Origin of the sequence: Streptomyces sp. NPDC096013 (assembly GCF_044763565.1) — a bacterium.
Classification (GTDB): Bacteria; Actinomycetota; Actinomycetes; order Streptomycetales; family Streptomycetaceae; genus Streptomyces.
Map to the genome: position 1 here is coordinate 678,069 of NZ_JBIWGK010000002.1, position 16,255 is coordinate 694,323.

A 16,255-nucleotide genomic window follows, 5' to 3' on the forward strand; every position below is an offset into this window, starting at 1 on the left:
CGGACCTCGGGTTACGCGCGCTGTGTTGCAAGACCGACACAAAGTCCGATGCGGGGTTCGGCACTGTCAGTGGCGCTGCGTAGGGTTCTGGACATCCGCGGATTCCGCGGCAACAGGGGACAGTTCGAGAGGGGAACAGCCGTGACGGTCAACATGACCAAGGGTCAGGCCATCAGTCTGGAGAAGAACGACGGGTCAGGCCTGACCGCGGTGCGCATGGGTCTCGGCTGGCAGGCGGCTCCCCGGCGCGGCCTGTTCGGCTCGCGCACCCGGGAGATCGACCTCGACGCGTCCGCCGTGCTCTTCGCGGACAAGCAGCCCGTCGACGTCGTGTTCTTCCGCCACCTGGTCAGCGACGACGGCTCCGTGCGCCACACCGGTGACAACCTCGTCGGCGGTGTCGGCCAGGGCGGCGACGACGAGGCGATCCTCGTCGACCTCGCGCGCGTGCCGGTCCACATCGACCAGATCGTCTTCACCGTGAACTCCTTCACGGGCCAGACCTTCCAGGAGGTGCAGAACGCGTTCTGCCGCCTGGTCGACGAGACCAACGGCCAGGAGCTGGCCCGCTACACCCTGGCGGGCGGCGGCCAGTACACGGCCCAGATCATGGCCAAGGTGCACCGCACCGGCTCGGGCTGGACGCTGACGGCCCTCGGCACACCGACCAACGGCCGCACCTTCCAGGACCTGATGCCGGCGATCCTGCCGCACCTGTAGGACGGCCCGGCGCACACGACACGACACGGCTGAGCAGGGGGACGAGAGCGATGGCAGCCGAGCTGGTGCGGGGGCAGAACCACCCGCTGTCCCATGTGCGTCTGGAGATCCGGGTCGCGGCCGGCAAGCCGGTCGTGGCCGCCGCCACGCTCGGCGACGAGCACGGCAGGATCCACGGCGTCGAGTGGGTGGCCCACCCGGGCACACCCACCCTGCCCGGCCTCGAGGTCTCCAAGCAGGCGGCGGCCGACCACCGCCTCGCGGTGGACCTCGGCGCCATGCCGGAGGCAGTGCACCGCGTCAGCGTGCTCCTCGCCCTGCCCCTCGGCGGCGAAGGACCCACCCGCTTCGGCGCCGTCGCCGCGCCCTTCGTGGCGGTCACTGGCCTCGACGGCACCGAGCTCGCCAGCTACACGATCACCGGCCTGGACACCGAGTCGGCGGTCGTGGCCCTGGAGCTGTACCGCAGACAGGGCGCCTGGAAAGTCCGCGCCGTGGGCCAGGGTTACGCGGGCGGCCTCGCCGAACTCCTCACCGACCAGGGCCTGCCCCAGGCCCTCCAGTTGGCCGGCGGCATCAACGAAGCGGTGGCCCAGGGCCTCGCCCGCTCCGTGGCAGCACCCCCACCCCGCACCCCGGACACCGACCGCACCCGGCAGACGGCCACACCGGCCCTCGGACCCGAGGGGAGCGGCGCTACGACACAGGGCGCCCCCGGAGCCGTAGCACCGCAGTCGGGTTCTCCTTACGGGGCGCAGGGCACCCCGCCGGCCGGGTGTCCCGGTGGTGGCGCGGACGCCGCTGCCGCTCAGCCCGGTGCTTCCGCGGCCGGTGGGCCGATCGACTACAGCCATCCGCGGCGGCAGGCCGGGGCGCCGCCGCAGCCCGCGCCCGCCGTGCCACCGGGTGCGCCGGGACAGCCCGCGCGGCCCGTTGCCGGGGACGCGACGGGGTGGTCGATGGAGGAGCGGCTCTACAACCAGGTGTGGGGCATGTTCGAGGACCTGGCGCGCACCATGTCCGCGTACCGCAGCGCGGTCGACTTCGCGGACTCGCGCATGGAGAAGGAGCTCGACCAGGCCCTCTCCGACCCGCGCAGCCGTATCGGCGGTCAGGGCGACGCGGCCCGCGAGGCGGCCCAGGCCAAGCACGCCCAACTCGTCGACCAGGCACGGGCCGCCCTCGACCGGGACCTCGACCAGCTGGTCGCCGAGGCCGACGTGGTCGAACCCGCGCTGCCACCGGCGTTCGCCGGCTGGGACAACCCGGTCTGGCACGGGTACCGCGTCCCGATGGAGATCCCCATGGCCGTGCGCCTGGGCGATCTCCACCTCCCGGAGAGCCCCGAGCTGCGCATCCCGATGCTGGTGCGGCTGCCGTTGGAGCGCGGCCTGTGGATCGACAGCGGGAACGCGGAGTCGCTCGACGGCTCCTTCGCCGACTCCCACGAGCTGCGGCGCCTCGCGCTGGACACGGCCGTGGCGCACGCGGCCCGGCTGCTCGCGGTCTACCCGACGGGCGAGTTCTCCGTGCACGTCATCGACCCGGCCGGCTCGGCGGCGCAGGCGCTGGCCCCGCTGGTGCAGACGGGCGTGCTCGCGGCGCCGCCCGCCGCGGGTGCCGCCGGTGTGGCGGACGTCCTGACCCGGCTCACCCAGCGGGTGGACCTGGTGCAGATGGCGGTGCGCGGCGGTGCCGCAGACTCACTGCCGCCCGGTCTGGACACGGCCGAGCAGCTGCTGATCGTCAACGACTTCCCGCACGGCTTCGACGACCGTGCCGTCACCCAGCTCCGCTATCTCGCGGACGAGGGCCCGGCCGTCGGCGTCCATCTGATGATGGTCGCGGACCGCGAGGACGCGGCGGGCTACGGCCCGTTGCTCGACCCCCTCTGGCGTTCGCTGATGCGACTCACCCCGCTCCCCGACGACCACCTCGCCGACCCGTGGGTCGGGCATGCCTGGACGTACGAGCCGTCGGTCGTGCCGCCCGGCAGCCAGGTGCTGCGACAGGTGCTGACAGCGGTCGCGACCGCTCGTACCAAGCATAGGTAAAGTCGCCTGACCAGCTGTTTTTATTCTTCTTTTGCCAATCGCTTTACTATTCCTTGGTGATTGGGGTACTGTCGTCCGTACGGAGGGGAGTACTCCCTATCTGCTGCGGCGTACCCGTCAATACGGATCAGGCCAGATCCCGGGGCGTCGGCCCTGGGCGCCCGCCCAAGGTGGAAGAGACCTCCGGTAGCGACGACGCTGACCATTTGCCGTTAATACCGCCGGAGGAGCAGTAGTGGATGTTTCCGTGACCCTGTGGGTCCTGACCATCGTGGGGCTGGCGGCCCTCATCGCGGTCGATTTCTTCATCGGCCGCAAGCCGCACGACGTGTCGATCAAGGAAGCCGGGATCTGGACGATCGTCTGGATCGCCCTCGCCGGACTGTTCGGACTCGGCCTGCTCCTCTTCGGGGGCGGTCAGGCGGGCGGTGAGTTCTTCGCGGGCTTCATCACCGAGAAGTCGCTGAGCGTGGACAACCTCTTCGTCTTCGTCCTGATCATGGCCAAGTTCGCGGTGCCCTCGCAGTACCAGCAGCGGGTGCTGCTGGTCGGTGTCCTCATAGCCCTGGTCCTGCGGGCCATCTTCATCGCGGTCGGCGCGGCCATCCTCGCCAGCTTCGCGTGGGTCTTCTACATCTTCGGCGCCTTCCTCATCTGGACCGCCTGGAAGCTCATCCAGGAGGCCCGCGCCGACGAGGAGGACGAGGAGTTCGAGGAGAACAAGCTCCTCAAGGCAGCCGAGCGCCGCTTCGGCGTGGCCGACCGCTACCACGGCACCAAGCTGTGGATCCGGGAGAACGGCAAGCGGGTCATGACCCCGATGCTGGTCGTGATGCTCGCGATCGGTACGACGGACGTACTGTTCGCCCTCGACTCCATCCCCGCGATCTTCGGCCTGACCCAGGACCCGTACATCGTGTTCACGGCCAACGCCTTCGCGCTGATGGGCCTGCGCCAGCTGTACTTCCTCATCGGCGGCCTGCTCAAGAAGCTGGTCCACCTCAGCTACGGCCTGTCGGTCATCCTCGGCTTCATCGGCGTCAAGCTGGTGCTGCACGCGCTGCACGAATCGGGCCTCCATGTCCCGGAGATCAGCATCCCGGTCTCCCTGGGTGTGATCTGCGGCGTCCTGATCGTCACCACGATCACCAGCCTGATGGCCAACAAGAAGACGGCGGCGGCCGAAGCGGCCAGGACCGAGGCCGAAGGCACCCCGAAGGACAGCATCGACGCCTGATCCTGATCACGTCCGACGCGGGACGACGACGTAGCAAGTCGCCGGAACACGAGCACCGGGAGCACGCACCATGAATCGCCGATCACCGCTCCCGGTGCTTCGTCGGATACCGGCCACCCGCGTCCAGGTGACGCGGGAAAGGCCCGCAAGCGCCGGAATGCGGGTGCTGAACGCCTCTGCGAGGATCGCTTCATGATCACTCGGCTCAGGTCGCTCACCACTCAGTGGACGACCGTCGTACCGGTGCTCGCGGCCGTCCTCCTGGTCTTCACCTGGGGGCGGAAGGATCTGCCCGGTGTGGTCGTCGCCCTGGTGACCGTGGTCCTCGCCGGTGCCGTGCTCGCCGCGGTGCACCATGCCGAGGTGATCGCCCACCGGGTCGGCGAACCCTTCGGCTCCCTGGTCCTCGCCGTCGCCGTGACGATCATCGAGGTCGCCCTGATCGTCACCCTGATGGCCGACGGCGGCGACAAGAGCTCAACCCTCGCCAGAGACACCGTCTTCGCCGCCGTCATGATCACCTGCAACGGCATCGTCGGCCTGGTCCTCATCGTCGCCTCGCTGCGACACGGCACGGCGGTCTTCAACCCCGAGGGCACCGGCGCCGCCCTCGCCACCGTGGCGACCCTGGCCACCCTCAGCCTGGTCCTGCCGACCTTCACCACCAGCAAGCCCGGGCCGGAGTTCTCCGGCGCCCAGCTCACCTTCGCCGCGCTCTCCTCACTCGCCCTGTACGGCCTCTTCGTGGCCACGCAGACCGTGCGGCACCGCGACTACTTCCTGCCCGTCTCCCACCAGGGCGAGACGATCACCAAGGACGTCCACGCGGACGCCCCGTCCGCCCGCACCGCCCTGATCAGCCTCGGCCTGCTGGGCCTCGCCCTGATCGGCGTGGTCGGACTGGCCAAGGGCGTCTCGCCGACCATCGAGTCCGGCGTCGAGGCGGCCGGCCTGCACCATGCCGTCGTCGGTGTGATCATCGCGCTGCTCGTGCTGCTCCCCGAGACCATCGCCGCCCTGCGATCCGCCCGTCGCGACCGGGTGCAGACCAGCCTCAACCTCGCACTCGGCTCGGCGATGGCCAGCATCGGCCTCACCATCCCCGCCGTCGCCCTGGCGTCCATCTGGCTCTCCGGCCCACTCGTCCTCGGCCTCGGCTCCACCCACATGGTGCTGCTCGCCCTGACGGTCGTGGTCAGCTCGCTGACGGTCGTGCCGGGACGGGCGACACCGCTCCAGGGCGGCGTCCATCTGGTGCTGTTCGCGGCCTACTTGGAGCTGGCGATCAATCCGTAGCGTGCGGGGTTGGGACAGCTGCGTAAAAGCTTGCGCAGGTGTGCGCGGCTTCTCACCCACCATGTCATCGCCTGTGCAGCACATGCACGAGGTGCGCCGTCCGCCGACGTAAACGCTCGCGCAAGCGTTTACGTCTCCGTCCTCGGCCCTAATCCGCCCCCCCGCCACCCAATCCGTCCCACTCGCCCTCACCCGGCGACAGGCTCCGCCGCCACCGCCCCCACCGGCCGGGTCTCCGGCAGGAGTGCGAAGCAGCCCAGGCTGAACAGCGCGATCCCGGTCAGGTAGGCGCCCACGCCCCAGGGGACGCGCCCGCCGTGCTCGGCGAGGGCTGTCGCCACGACCGGGGTGAGCGCGCCGCCGACGACCCCGCCAAGGTTGTAGCCCACGGCGGCACCGGTGCAGCGCACCCGCGGCTCATACAGCTCCGGCAGGTACGCGCCGACCACGGCGAACATCGTCACGAACGCGAGCAGCGCCCCCAGGAACCCGACGAACATCAGCAGCGGCGCACCCGTGGCGAGCAGCGCGACCATCGGGAACATCCACAGCGCGGCGGCCGTGCATCCCAGCAGACACAGCGGACGGCGCCCGTAGCGGTCGCTCAGCAGCGCCACCAGCGGGGTCAGCGAGCCCTTCACCACCACGGCGGCCATGATGCAGGTCAGCATGACGGTACGGCTCACCCCGAGCCGCTCCGTGCCGTAGGCGAGGGACCAGGTGGTCACCGCGTAGAACACGGCGTACCCCACCGACAGCGCGCCGGCGGTCAGCAGGACCAACCTCCAGTGCTCGCGCACCACTTCGGCTAGCGGCACGCGCGCGTGGTCGCCGAGTTCGAGGAACCGTGGGCTCTCCGCGAGCGACGAACGCAGCCACAGTCCACCCAGGGCCAGCACCCCGGCCACCCAGAACGGCACCCGCCAGCCCCACTGCGCGAACTGCGCGTCCGTCAGGGTCGCCGACAGCGCGAGCATCACCCCGTTCGCCAGCAGGAACCCCACCGCGGGACCGATCTGCGGAAAGCTCGACCAGAGTCCGCGCCGCCCGGCGGGCGCGTGTTCGGCGGTCAGGAGCACCGCCCCGCCCCACTCACCGCCGAGTCCGAGGCCCTGTAGGAAACGCAGCACCAGGAGGAGCACGGGAGCGGCCACCCCGATCGAGCCGTACGACGGTACGCAGCCGACCGCGACCGTCGAGGCGCCGGTCAGCAGGAGCGACGCGACGAGGACCGGCCGCCGCCCGCGCCGGTCCCCGAAGTGGCCGAACAGGATCGAGCCCAGGGGCCGTGCCACGAAGCCCACCCCGAACGTCCCGAAGGCCGCGAGTGTCCCCGCCACCGGTGAGAACGTCGGGAAGAACAGGGGACCGAGGACCAGGGCCGCCGCCGTGCCGTACACAAAGAAGTCGTAGAACTCGATCGCCGTGCCGGCCAGTGAGGCGGCCGCGAGGCGCAGCATGGATGGGGGTCTTACTGTGCGTACATTGCGCATGCCGCGTCAACTACCCACAGTGAACAACGGTTACGGGGGCGCGCGGTGGTGCGGAGGTGGCGTGATAGACCGGGTCCGAGCAGCGGCCGTCGACCGGCGGCCCCGTCTCGAACGACATGTCCGAACGGACCGGAGGAACCGTGCCCCGCACCCTGGCCAACGCCCCGATCATGATCCTCAACGGCCCCAACCTGAACCTCCTGGGCCAGCGACAGCCGGAGATCTACGGCTCCGACACGCTCGCCGACGTCGAGGCCCTGTGCGTCAAGGCGGCGGCCGGGCACGGCGGCACGGTTGACTTCCGGCAGTCCAACCACGAGGGCGAACTGGTCGACTGGATCCATGAGGCGCGGCTCAACCACTGCGGCATCGTGATCAACCCGGCCGCCTACTCGCACACCTCGGTCGCGATCCTGGATGCCCTCAACACCTGCGACGGGCTGCCGGTGGTGGAGGTCCACATCTCCAACATCCACCAGCGCGAGGCCTTCCGGCACCACTCGTATGTCTCGCTGCGGGCCGACGGGGTCATCGCGGGGTGCGGTGTGCAGGGGTACGCGTTCGGCGTGGAGCGCGTCGCCGCGCTGGCGGGCGCGGGGAAGGCCGACGCGTAAGCACCGGCCTCCTGGCGCACGCCCCTTACAGGCGGCCCGCCTCCACGATCCGTCGCAGGAAGCGCCGGGTGCGCTCCTGCTGCGGGTCGCCGAAGATCTGCTGGGCCGTGCCGCGCTCCAGGACGACGCCGCCGTCCAGGAAGCACACCTGGTCGGCGACGTCCCGGGCGAAGCCCATCTCGTGCGTGGCCAGCACCATGGTCATGCCCTCGTCCTTCAAGTCCCGCACCACGGCGAGCACTTCACCGACCAGTTCGGGGTCGAGCGCCGCGGTGATCTCGTCGAAAAGCAGCAGCCGGGGACGTACGGCCAGGGCGCGCACGATCGCCACCCGCTGCTGCTGACCACCGCTCAGCCGATCCGGGTAGGCGCCCGCCTTGTCCCCGAGCCCGAGCCGCTCCAGCAGCTCACGCGCGTGTGCCTCGGCCTCCGCGCGGGACGCGCCGTGCACCCGGCGCGGGGCGAGGGTGATGTTCTCCAGGACGGTCATGTGCGGGAACAGGTTGTACGCCTGGAACACCACGCCGATACGGCGCCGTATCGCGTCCTGGTCGACGCGCGGATCGGTGATCTCCTCGCCGTCCAGCCAGATCGCGCCGTCGTCGATGTCCTCCAGGAGGTTCGCGCACCGCAGCAGCGTCGACTTGCCGGACCCGGAGGCGCCGATCAGCGCGGTCACCGTGTGCTGCGGGACCTCCAGGTCGACGTCCCGCAGGACGACCGACGTACCGAAGGTCTTGCGCACGGCCTCCATGCGCAGCACGGGTGACGTCTCGGTGGTGCTCATGTCGTGCCTCCCTGGGTGCGCTGCTTGTCCATCCGCGCGGTCACCCAGTCCGTGAAGCGGGTCATCGGGATGGTCAGAGCCACGAAGACGAGCCCCGCGACGATGTACGGCGTGTAGTTCAGGGCACGCTGCGCGATGATGTCGGACGCCCGCACGGCGTCGATCGCCCCGCCGATCGAGACGAGCCCGGTGTCCTTCTGGAGGGACACGAGATCGTTCAACAAGGGCGGCACCTGCCGGCGTACGGCCTGGGGGAGCACCACGTGCCGCAGCGCCTGCCGGTTGGTCAGGCCCAACGAGCGGGCGGCGGCGCGCTGCGAGGGGTGCACGGACTCGATGCCGGCGCGGAACACCTCGGCGACGTACGCCGAGTACGTGAGCGTCAGGGCCGCGCCGCCGAGCAGGACGGGGTCGACGGTGACGCCCTGGAGGCGCAGAGCGGGCACTCCGAAGACGACGATCATCAGGTTGATGATCAGCGGCAGCCCGCGGAAGAAGTCCGTGTACGCGGCGGCCAGCACCCGCAGCGGGAAGAACACCGGACCGCGCAGGGTGCGCGCGATGGCGATCAGCATGCCCAGGACGAGCACCAGCACGCCGCAGATCAGCAGCAGCCGGATGTTCAGCCAGAGCCCTTCGAGGACCTTGGGCAGCGCCTCGCGCGCGTAGTGCCCGTCGAAGAAGGTCTCCTTGGTGCGCTCCCAGCCCGGCGCGCTGACCACGACGAGGTACAGGACGACGGCCGTGACCAGGGTCGACACCGCGGCGATCGCGGTCGCGCGACGGGCACGCGCGCGTTTGTGCCGCTCGCGGTCCACGCGCCGCTGGGAGGGGACGTACGTGTCGCCCCCGCCGGGCATGTCTCCGTTGTCGTCCGCCGTCTCCCGGCCCGACTCGCCCTTCACCACGGTCACTTGAGGACCGGGGCGTCGACGGCGTCGGAGAGCCACTGCTTCTCCAGCGCGGCCAGGGTGCCGTCCTTGCGGAGCGCGTCCACGGCCGACGACACGCACGACGTCAGGTCGCTGCCCTTGTCGAGGACCAGCCCGAACTGCTCGGGCGTACCACCCTGGTTCTCGAACTGGCCGACGATCTTGGCGTTGGTGACCTCGGCGGAGGTGACGTAGAACGCGGTCGGCAGGTCGGTGACGATCGCGTCGACCTGGCCGTTCTTGAGCGAGGAGATCGCCTGGTCGTTCTTGGAGTACGCGGCGGCCTCCTGCTTCGGCTTCACCACGTCGCTGATGTAGTTCAGGCTCGTGGTGCCGACCTGGGCGCCCAGCTTGAGGCCCTTGAGGTCCGCGATGCTCGTCGCCTTGGCGGCCTTGGTGCCCTTGAGCGCGATGACGGCTTGGCGCACGTCGTAGTAGCCGGACGAGAAGTCGACGGCCTTCTTGCGCTCGGTGCTGATCGACACCTGGTTGATGTCGAAGTCGAAGGTCTTCACGCCGGGCGCGAAGGCCTTGTTGAAGGGGACGCTCTGCCAGACGACGTCGCTCTTGTCGTAGCCGAGCTGCTTCGCCACGGCGTAGGCGACCGCAGACTCGAAGCCCTTGCCGTTGGCGGGCTTGTCGTCCTCGAACCACGGCTCGTACGCCGGCTCGTCCGTCGCGATCGTCAGCTTGCCGGAGGTCTGGGTGGCCAACTTGCCCTTGGCGCAGGTGGTTCCGGCCGAACCCGAGGCCTGGTCGGAGGCCTTCTCCTCCGGCTGCGGAGCACAGCCGACGGCGGTGGCGAGCAGGGCTATGGTCGCGGCGGATATCGCGCGGCGCAATACGCGAGGGGCAAGGTGCATGGCGGGAGAGTGACAGTCAGTCGTCCTGATTGTCCAGGTCACAGCCCCGATTGTCCGCATAGTGGGAACAGGTGTTGCGCTCTTGTGAACGGCACCTGTGCGGTGCGGATCCGACGACGTCCGCCGGGGCGGGAGCCGGGGCCGCCGGTCAGGGCGGGGATCGATGGACCGGCGGCCCATCCGCGCAGGAGCCGTCATCCTGAGCGGGGCTGCCTCCAGTTGACCGCGCAACCAGGTACGCGGGGAGCGCACGCGGGACACCGGCGCGTGCGAAGGATTCACACGGGGCGCGTGCGCGGAGGGTGTGCGGGGCGCGCGCGGAATGGTTCACGCCGGGAGCGGGCCCACGGCTTGAACGGCGGACATCTCGCCGCCCACGCCGAGTGCCGGACTCTCTACGACCCGCGCGCGTGGAGGGGACTTTCCACCACCCGGGCGCGTGGACGGGACTGTCGACGACAGGCGCGCGTGAGCGGGAATGCAGACGACCGGCACGCGTGGGCGGGACCTTCAAGCACCCGCGCGCGCGGGGGCCGGACGTTCAACACCCGCACGCGTGCCGGACGTTCACCCGCCACCCACGCGCGCGCGTGCCGGCCACCCACGCGCGCGTGCCGGCCACCCACGCGCGCGCGTGCCGGACTCTCACCACCCGCGCGCGTGCCACTCCGGCAGGTGCGGACGCTCGGCGCCCAGGGTCGTGTCGTTGCCGTGGCCCGGGTAGACCCAGGTCTCGTCCGGGAGCGCGTCGAAGATCTTCGTCTCGACGTCGTGGATCAGGCTCGCGAACGCCTCGGGGTCCTTGCGGGTGTTGCCCACGCCGCCCGGGAACAGGCAGTCCCCGGTGAACACATGAGGGTGCCCGTGCGGGTCGTCGTAGACGAGCGCGATCGAACCCGGTGTGTGGCCCACGAGATGACGCGCGGTCAGCTCGACCCGGCCCACCCGGATCGTGTCGCCGTCGTCGACCAGGACGTCGGTCGGCACGGGGATGCCCTCGGCGTCCTCGCGGCCCGCGTACGTACGCGCGCGCGTGGCGGTCACGACCTCGGCGAGCGCCTGCCAGTGGTCGCCGTGCTGGTGGGTGGTGACGACGGACGCGATCCCGTCCTTGCCGATCGTGCCGAGCAGGGTGTCCGCGTCGTTGGCCGCGTCGATCAGCAGCTGCTCGTCGGTGGCCCGGCAGCGCAGCAGATAGGCGTTGTTGTTCATGGGCCCGACCGCGATCTTCGTGATCATCAGGTCCGGGAGTTCGTGCACGTCCGCCGGTCCACCGACCGTGACCTCGCCGCTGTACGTCATGGCCGTCACCCTATAGCGGGGGCAGGGCGGGCAAGGAGCCGCCGTCGACCGTCAGGCCGGAGCCGTCGCGGCGGCCGCAGAGCCAGCCGAGCAGGTCGACGAGGGACCCGGTGACGGTTACCTCGGGCTTGTCGGAAGGGCGGCCCGTGGTCCACGCGTGCGTGCCGTCGGTGAGGCGGGCCGAGAGGACCTCGGGGTGCCCGTCGAAGCGCTCGGCAAGGAAGTCGATCTCCCGCCGGGTGAACTCCTCGGGGATGTCCTCCAGCTCGTAGCCGATCCCGAGGTCCACGTGGTGCAGCTCGACCTCGGCCCAGCGGCGGAACGGGACCCGGGACGCGGAGTCGACGACCCCGTTGCGCAGCTCCACGGTGCGCGACCAGTCCGCCGGGGCGGCACCCGCGGCCTGGAAACGGGCCTCGCTCTCGCGCAGGTCGGTGAGCTGGACGTCGAGGGGCCGCGGGGCGTCGCGGTCGATGTCGGCGTCTCGGATGCTCGCCGTCGCGTACATGGGGCGCCCCTCCAGGACGTTCGTCAGAGCGTCCGCGTTCCGGGCGAGGTGGGCGAGGACGTGGCCGCGGCTCCAGCCGGGAAGCCGTGACGGCCCGGCCACCGAAACGTTGTCCAGTCCGGCGACAGCGCTGAGCACTCGCTCGGTCGCATCACGTACAGAGGCCAGGTCATGAGCGTGATCAATCATGCTGCTGACCCTAGTCCCGCCACCCCTTTGGGTGAAGGTGGTGAAGCAGTGCCGTAAATCGAATGCACGTGCTATATCGTCGGGCTTGGCGTCGGGCATGCTGGAAGGCCGGAGGTTGTTATGCCTCCGCCGGGATTCCGACCGGCGTTGTCAGTGGCTCCCCCTAGTCTGGGATGGACGGGGGCCTCGCCCCTGTCACTTCTCTCAAGAAAGGTGCGGACCGGCGTGGCCGACCGTCTCATCGTCCGTGGCGCGCGCGAGCACAATCTGAAGAATGTCTCGCTCGACCTGCCACGCGACTCGCTCATCGTTTTCACGGGCCTGTCCGGGTCGGGCAAGTCCTCCCTGGCCTTCGACACGATCTTCGCCGAGGGCCAGCGGCGCTACGTGGAATCGCTCTCCTCGTACGCCCGCCAGTTCCTCGGCCAGATGGACAAGCCGGACGTCGATTTCATCGAGGGTCTGTCCCCGGCCGTCTCCATCGACCAGAAGTCGACCTCGCGCAACCCGCGCTCGACGGTCGGCACCATCACCGAGGTCTACGACTACCTGCGTCTGCTCTTCGCGCGCATCGGCAAGCCGCACTGTCCCGAGTGCGGCCGGCCCATCTCGCGCCAGTCGCCGCAGGCCATCGTCGACAAGGTCCTGGCGCTGCCCGAGGGCAGCCGCTTCCAGGTCCTGTCGCCGCTGGTGCGCGAGCGCAAGGGCGAGTTCGTCGACCTGTTCGCCGACCTCCAGACCAAGGGCTACAGCCGCGCGCGCGTGGACGGCGAGACCATCCAGCTCTCCGAGCCGCCCACCCTGAAGAAGCAGGAGAAGCACACCATCGAGGTGGTCATCGACCGCCTCACGGTGAAGGACTCCGCCAAGCGCCGTCTCACCGACTCCGTGGAGACCGCCCTCGGTCTGTCCGGAGGCATGGTCGTGCTCGACTTCGTCGACCTCCCCGAGGACGACCCCGAGCGCGAGCGCATGTACTCGGAGCACCTGTACTGCCCGTACGACGACCTGTCCTTCGAGGAGCTGGAGCCCCGCTCCTTCTCCTTCAACTCGCCGTTCGGCGCCTGCCCCGACTGCTCCGGCATCGGCACGCGCATGGAGGTCGACGCCGAGCTGATCGTCCCGGACGAGGACAAGTCCCTGGACGAGGGCGCCATCCACCCCTGGTCTCACGGCCACACCAAGGACTACTTCAGCCGTCTCATCGGCGCCCTCGCGGACGCCCTGGGCTTCCGCACGGACATCCCCTTCGCGGGCCTCCCGCAGCGCGCCAAGAAGGCCCTGCTCTACGGCCACAAGACGCAGATCGAGGTCCGGTACCGCAACCGGTACGGCCGCGAGCGGGTCTACACGACGCCCTTCGAAGGTGCCGTCCCCTTCGTGAAGCGCCGGCACAGCGAGGCGGAGAGCGACGCCAGCCGCGAGCGCTTCGAGGGCTACATGCGCGAGGTGCCCTGTCCCACGTGTCACGGCACGCGCCTGAAGCCCGTCGTCCTCGCGGTCACGATCATGGGCAAGTCGATCGCCGAGATCGCCGGGATGTCGATCAGTGACTGCGCGGAGTTCCTGGGCGGCATGAAGCTCGACGCCCGCGACAAGAAGATCGCCGAGCGGGTGCTGAAGGAGTGCAACGAGAGGCTGCGCTTCCTGGTCGACGTCGGCCTCGACTACCTCTCGCTGAACCGCGCGGCGGGCACCCTCTCCGGCGGCGAGGCCCAGCGCATCCGCCTGGCCACCCAGATCGGCTCCGGACTCGTCGGCGTCCTGTATGTCCTGGACGAGCCGTCCATCGGCCTGCACCAGCGCGACAACCACCGGCTGATCGAGACCCTGGTCAGGCTCCGCGACATGGGCAACACGCTCATCGTCGTCGAGCACGACGAGGACACCATCAAGGTCGCCGATTGGATCGTCGACATCGGCCCCGGCGCGGGCGAGCACGGCGGCAAGGTCGTGCACAGCGGCTCCCTGAAGGAGCTGCTCGCCAACGACGAGTCGATGACCGGGCAGTACCTGTCCGGCAAGAAGGCCATCCCGCTGCCCGACATCCGGCGCCCGCGCGACCTCTCGCGCCAGCTCACGGTGCACGGCGCCCGGGAGAACAACCTCCAGGACATCGACGTCTCGTTCCCCCTGGGCGTGTTCACCGCGGTCACCGGCGTCTCCGGCTCCGGCAAGTCGACCCTGGTCAACGACATCCTGTACACTCACCTCGCCCGCGAGCTGAACGGCGCGAGGAACGTGCCGGGACGCCACACGCGCGTGGACGGCGACGACCTCGTCGACAAGGTCGTGCACGTCGACCAGTCGCCCATCGGCCGCACCCCGCGGTCGAACCCGGCGACGTACACCGGAGTCTTCGACCACGTCCGCAAGCTGTTCGCCGAGACGACCGAGGCGAAGGTGCGGGGCTATCTGCCCGGCCGCTTCTCCTTCAACGTCAAGGGCGGTCGCTGCGAGAACTGCGCGGGCGACGGCACCATCAAGATCGAGATGAACTTCCTGCCGGACGTCTACGTCCCCTGTGAGGTCTGCCACGGCGCTCGGTACAACCGGGAGACGCTGGACGTCCACTACAAGGGCAAGTCCATCGCCGACGTCCTGAACATGCCGATCGAGGAGGCCACGGAGTTCTTCGAGGCGGTCCCCGGGATCGCCCGCCACCTCAACACCCTCAAGGACGTCGGCCTCGGCTATGTCCGGCTCGGCCAGTCCGCGACCACCCTGTCCGGCGGTGAGGCCCAGCGCGTCAAGCTCGCCAGCGAGCTCCAGCGCCGCTCCACCGGCCGTACGGTCTACGTCCTGGACGAGCCGACCACCGGCCTGCACTTCGAGGACATCAGCAAGCTCCTCACGGTGCTCGGCGGCCTGGTCGACAAGGGCAACACGGTCATCGTCATCGAGCACAACCTCGACGTGATCAAGGTCGCCGACTGGGTCGTCGACATGGGTCCGGAGGGTGGCGCGGGTGGCGGTCTCGTCATCGCCGAGGGCACACCCGAGGAGGTGGCCGCGGTCTCGACCAGCCACACCGGCAAGTTCCTCCGCGAGATCCTCGACGCCGACCGCATCAGCGACGGCGCCCCGGTGAAGGCCCCGCGCAAGACGGCGGCCAAGAAGACCGCGGCGAAGAAGGCGGCGCCCGCCAAGAAGGCCGCCCCGGCGAAGAAGACGACTGCCGCGAAGAAGACGACACGGGCCCGCAAGGCCTGATCGACGCGGACCGGGACCAAGGCCTGACCGGCACCCGGCAGGAACACGAATGCGGCGCCCCGCGGGAACCTCCCCGCGGGGCGCCGCACGTGGCGGACCGAACAGCCTGCCACCGCTCAACAGCCGCTACAGACCGCCCAGTTCGGAGGCGTACGGCGGCTCCGCCCCCGCTCGTGAGCAGGTGATCGCCGCCGCCCGTGCCGCGAACCTCAGCAGCCGGGTCCAGCCCTCGCGGCCCAGCCCGGCCAGCCCCTCCGGGGACAGCGCATCCCGGGTCGACAGGCCGTGCAGCAGCGCCGCGTTGACGGTGTCACCCGCGCCGATCGTGTCCACGACCTCGACCTTCTCGCCCGGCACCGGATACACCGTGCCGTCCTCGGTGAACGCGGAGAGGCCGTCGCCGCCCTGCGTGATCACGACGGCCGAGGGACCCGCGTCCAGCCACTCGCGCGGGGTGCCGCCCAGCCACAGCGCGTCCTCCTCGGACAGCTTGAGGAGGTCCACGTACGGCAGCCAGCTCCTGAACCGCGCCCGGTAGGCGTCCGCGTCGGGAATGAGGCCCGCCCGGATGTTCGGGTCGAGCAGGGTGAACACTCCTTGCTCGGAGGCGGTCCGCATCAACTTCTCGTAGGCGGTCGCCCCCGGTTCCAGGACGAGCGAGCAGGTGCCGAAGGACACGGCCTCGGTCTGGGCGGGCAGCGCGGCGGGCACCGCGAAGAGCCGGTCGGCGGTGCCGTCGACGTAGAACGAGTACGTGGCCGAGCCGTGCGCGTCGAGCGTGGCGACCGCGAGGGTCGTCGGCTCCGCCCCGCGCTGCACGTCCAGGACGTCCACGTCGGCCTGCCGCAGTCCGGCGAGAAGGGCCTCGCCGAACGCGTCGCGGGAGATCCGCGAGCAGAAGGCGGTGGGGGAGCCGAGGCGGCCCAGGGCCACGGCGGTGTTGTAGGGGCCGCCGCCGAGCGCCGGCTTCAGGGCGGCGAGGGCTCCCGTGCCCTGCGGCACCAGGTCGATCAGGGCCTCACCGGCTACGACGATCACGGGGCGGTT

Annotated in this window: 13 protein-coding genes; 6 read left to right on the forward strand and 7 right to left on the reverse strand. The window is 70.2% G+C overall.

Features of this window, described 5'->3' with window-relative positions:
- The first annotated feature begins 141 nt into the window (after nucleotides 1–141).
- The 4 genes from ACIRB1_RS10540 to ACIRB1_RS10555 all read left to right on the forward strand — a co-directional run bounded on the left by ACIRB1_RS10540 (nucleotide 142) and on the right by ACIRB1_RS10555 (nucleotide 5,307).
- Nucleotides 142–720 carry a TerD family protein gene (locus ACIRB1_RS10540; protein WP_352183828.1) on the forward strand — a complete coding sequence of 193 codons (579 nt, stop codon included), beginning with the start codon at nucleotides 142–144 and terminating at the stop codon, nucleotides 718–720.
- A gap of 50 nt (nucleotides 721–770) precedes the next feature.
- Complete coding sequence (locus ACIRB1_RS10545) at nucleotides 771–2,774, forward strand: TerD family protein (protein WP_352183829.1); 2,004 nt, start codon at nucleotides 771–773, stop codon at nucleotides 2,772–2,774.
- A gap of 235 nt (nucleotides 2,775–3,009) precedes the next feature.
- Nucleotides 3,010–4,011, forward strand: a complete 1,002-nt coding sequence (locus tag ACIRB1_RS10550; RefSeq protein ID WP_403465256.1) for a TerC family protein — start codon at nucleotides 3,010–3,012, stop codon at nucleotides 4,009–4,011.
- Nucleotides 4,012–4,203: 192 nt separating this feature from the next.
- Nucleotides 4,204–5,307, forward strand: a complete 1,104-nt coding sequence (locus ACIRB1_RS10555; RefSeq protein WP_352183831.1) for an ionic transporter y4hA — start codon at nucleotides 4,204–4,206, stop codon at nucleotides 5,305–5,307.
- Nucleotides 5,308–5,495: 188 nt separating this feature from the next.
- Here ACIRB1_RS10555 and ACIRB1_RS10560 read toward each other — a convergent pair whose 3' ends face one another.
- Complete coding sequence (locus ACIRB1_RS10560) at nucleotides 5,496–6,767, reverse strand: MFS transporter (RefSeq protein WP_403465257.1); 1,272 nt, start codon at nucleotides 6,765–6,767, stop codon at nucleotides 5,496–5,498.
- A 173-nt stretch (nucleotides 6,768–6,940) separates the two neighbouring features.
- On the opposite strand from ACIRB1_RS10560, the gene aroQ reads away from it, so the two are divergent.
- Nucleotides 6,941–7,414 carry a type II 3-dehydroquinate dehydratase gene (gene aroQ, locus ACIRB1_RS10565; protein ID WP_329555542.1) on the forward strand — a complete coding sequence of 158 codons (474 nt, stop codon included), beginning with the start codon at nucleotides 6,941–6,943 and terminating at the stop codon, nucleotides 7,412–7,414.
- Between the two features lie 25 nt (nucleotides 7,415–7,439).
- Here aroQ and ACIRB1_RS10570 read toward each other — a convergent pair whose 3' ends face one another.
- The 5 genes from ACIRB1_RS10570 to ACIRB1_RS10590 form a co-directional block, all read right to left on the reverse strand.
- Nucleotides 7,440–8,201, reverse strand: a complete 762-nt coding sequence (locus ACIRB1_RS10570; protein ID WP_352183833.1) for an amino acid ABC transporter ATP-binding protein — start codon at nucleotides 8,199–8,201, stop codon at nucleotides 7,440–7,442.
- Nucleotides 8,198–9,115, reverse strand: a complete 918-nt coding sequence (locus ACIRB1_RS10575; protein ID WP_352183834.1) for an amino acid ABC transporter permease — start codon at nucleotides 9,113–9,115, stop codon at nucleotides 8,198–8,200. Before ACIRB1_RS10575 ends, ACIRB1_RS10570 begins: the two co-directional genes overlap by 4 nt.
- A complete protein-coding gene (locus tag ACIRB1_RS10580; protein ID WP_403465258.1) occupies nucleotides 9,112–9,996 on the reverse strand; it encodes an ABC transporter substrate-binding protein in 885 nt (294 codons plus the stop codon). Before ACIRB1_RS10580 ends, ACIRB1_RS10575 begins: the two co-directional genes overlap by 4 nt.
- A 645-nt stretch (nucleotides 9,997–10,641) precedes the next feature.
- A complete protein-coding gene (locus ACIRB1_RS10585; protein ID WP_403465259.1) occupies nucleotides 10,642–11,298 on the reverse strand; it encodes an MBL fold metallo-hydrolase in 657 nt (218 codons plus the stop codon).
- Nucleotides 11,299–11,308: 10 nt separating this feature from the next.
- A complete protein-coding gene (locus ACIRB1_RS10590; protein WP_403465260.1) occupies nucleotides 11,309–11,995 on the reverse strand; it encodes a maleylpyruvate isomerase family mycothiol-dependent enzyme in 687 nt (228 codons plus the stop codon).
- Between the two features lie 225 nt (nucleotides 11,996–12,220).
- Between ACIRB1_RS10590 and uvrA the strand changes: the two genes are divergently transcribed.
- Nucleotides 12,221–15,208 carry an excinuclease ABC subunit UvrA gene (gene uvrA / locus ACIRB1_RS10595; protein ID WP_403465261.1) on the forward strand — a complete coding sequence of 996 codons (2,988 nt, stop codon included), beginning with the start codon at nucleotides 12,221–12,223 and terminating at the stop codon, nucleotides 15,206–15,208.
- Nucleotides 15,209–15,334: 126 nt separating this feature from the next.
- Here the strand turns inward: uvrA and ACIRB1_RS10600 are convergent, their stop codons facing one another.
- Entirely contained in the window at nucleotides 15,335–16,246 is a 912-nt protein-coding gene (locus ACIRB1_RS10600) for a carbohydrate kinase (protein WP_403465262.1), read from the reverse strand.
- Nucleotides 16,247–16,255: the final 9 nt, after the last annotated feature.

What these genes read in the sequence shown, in the direction of transcription:
- ACIRB1_RS10580 (WP_403465258.1), bottom strand. Translation starts at nt 9,996, where the DNA reads ATGCACCTTGCCCCTCGCGTATTGCGCCGCGCGATATCCGCCGCGACC.
- ACIRB1_RS10585 (WP_403465259.1), bottom strand. Translation starts at nt 11,298, where the DNA reads ATGACGTACAGCGGCGAGGTCACGGTCGGTGGACCGGCGGACGTGCAC.
- ACIRB1_RS10560 (WP_403465257.1), bottom strand. Translation starts at nt 6,767, where the DNA reads ATGCTGCGCCTCGCGGCCGCCTCACTGGCCGGCACGGCGATCGAGTTC.
- ACIRB1_RS10590 (WP_403465260.1), bottom strand. Translation starts at nt 11,995, where the DNA reads ATGATTGATCACGCTCATGACCTGGCCTCTGTACGTGATGCGACCGAG.
- ACIRB1_RS10570 (WP_352183833.1), bottom strand. Translation starts at nt 8,201, where the DNA reads ATGAGCACCACCGAGACGTCACCCGTGCTGCGCATGGAGGCCGTGCGC.
- ACIRB1_RS10555 (WP_352183831.1), top strand. Translation starts at nt 4,204, where the DNA reads ATGATCACTCGGCTCAGGTCGCTCACCACTCAGTGGACGACCGTCGTA.
- ACIRB1_RS10545 (WP_352183829.1), top strand. Translation starts at nt 771, where the DNA reads ATGGCAGCCGAGCTGGTGCGGGGGCAGAACCACCCGCTGTCCCATGTG.